Source organism: Paractinoplanes rhizophilus, from assembly GCF_042664765.1.
GTDB lineage: Bacteria > Actinomycetota > Actinomycetes > Mycobacteriales > Micromonosporaceae > Actinoplanes > Actinoplanes rhizophilus.
Map to the genome: position 1 here is coordinate 1 of NZ_JBHTBJ010000104.1, position 1,515 is coordinate 1,515.

Below are 1,515 nucleotides of genomic sequence, written 5' to 3' on the forward strand. Positions count from 1 at the left end.
TCCGGGTGCGGGGGCAGCAACGGCTGCACGAGACACCACAACGACTCCGGGCAGTACTTCTCCACATCACTCACGCCCGTACAACGAATGATGTTGGAACTCAACAACCCCTAATGAGATGCGGTCTTAGCCAACGACGTGGCTTCGGCTTCTACCTCTACCTCGGCGGGGTCGCGCTGTGACTGTGAATCTCGGTTGGCGAAGCTGAGCGCGTTAGGCGGCGATGTCGATCTCGATGGCAGCGTCATCGGTTGAGCCGAGCCGCGGCAGTTGAAACGGGGTGTGGGTAGTTGGAACCCTGGCGAGGAGATGAACGGGCGGCGGCCACCACCGTCGCCGGCGCGACTGAAAATTGACTCGCCGCGTCAGCGGGATTGTCGGTGTAATTCCTCCATGCGTATCACCGCAGAATCCGTCGCCGACGGCATCCGCGAACAGCTCTTCGCTGTCGGCGACATCCCTGGAGTGCTCTGGACGCCCGCCGAAGGTTCCGGTCCCCGTCCACTGGTCTTGATAGGGCACGGCGGCGGCCAGCACAAGAAGGGATGGGAGGTCGTCTCTCGAGCCTTCCCGTACGTCACCGCTTGCGGTTTTGCGGTCGCCGCGATCGACGCGCCAGGTGCTGGTGACAGGCCGGAGCATCCGGAGATCCGGCGGCTCGTTGCGCTGATCGACGGACGAAAGGCTGCGGGCGAGCCCTTTGGACCCGCGCTGCCTGCCCTCTACGAAACCGTAGCGGGAGAACTCATCCCCGACTGGCAGACCACCCTGGACGCGTTGCAGAAACTGGACTCCGTTGGCGACAGCCAGCCCGTCGGGTACTACGGCCTGTCCGCTGCCGGGGAGTCGGGCATCCGCCTTGTCGCGGCCGAACCCCGGATCACTGCTGCGGTCCTCGGCCTCATGGCATGCGACTGGCTTCTGGACACTGCAGCGCGGATCACGATCCCGGTCGAGTACCTGCTGCAGTGGGACGATGAAGGCCATCCGCGGGACGCAGTCATGAAGCTGTTCGACGCACTCGGCTCCGTCGAGAAGACCTTGCACGCCAACCCCGGTGGCCACTTCCGGATCCCGGCTTTCGAAATCGACAGCTCGATCCGATTCTTCGCTAGGCACCTGGGCAGCGCTGGCGTACCGAGCAGTTCCTGACACTGCTGGAGCCCGCGTCGTCGGTGGCGGCATCTGGACTCGGTGCCTGCCAGGTCTGGCTGGAGGCCGACACAAGGCGAGCATCGCCCGGCTGCTGCGCTGCTCCTGGGAAGCAGCCGACGCGATCGTCACCCGGGTCGTGGCCGACCACATCGACAACGCCCGAACGCTCCAAGGCCGCCTTTGAGGAGTTCTTCACCGCGCTCGGCCCGGACCGTGCCGACGCTGTCGAAGCGATCCGGAATTTGTCAAGTCAAATTGAGACGGTTTGTGCCTCGGTTGTTGGCTGGTTGATCCAGGCTTTTTCGGGGAGCTGGGGTGCGCGGGGCCGGCGGGTGAACCGGTCGGGGTGCTGCGCGTAGG

General features: G+C 64.8%; 1 protein-coding gene. It reads left to right on the plus strand.

The annotated features are described in order from the left end of the window. Positions 1-393 precede the first annotated feature (393 nt). Positions 394-1,152: a dienelactone hydrolase family protein gene (locus ACFQS1_RS40390; RefSeq protein ID WP_378978354.1), complete on the plus strand. Its 759-nt coding sequence runs from the start codon at positions 394-396 to the stop codon at positions 1,150-1,152. The last annotated feature ends 363 nt before the right edge of the window (positions 1,153-1,515 follow it).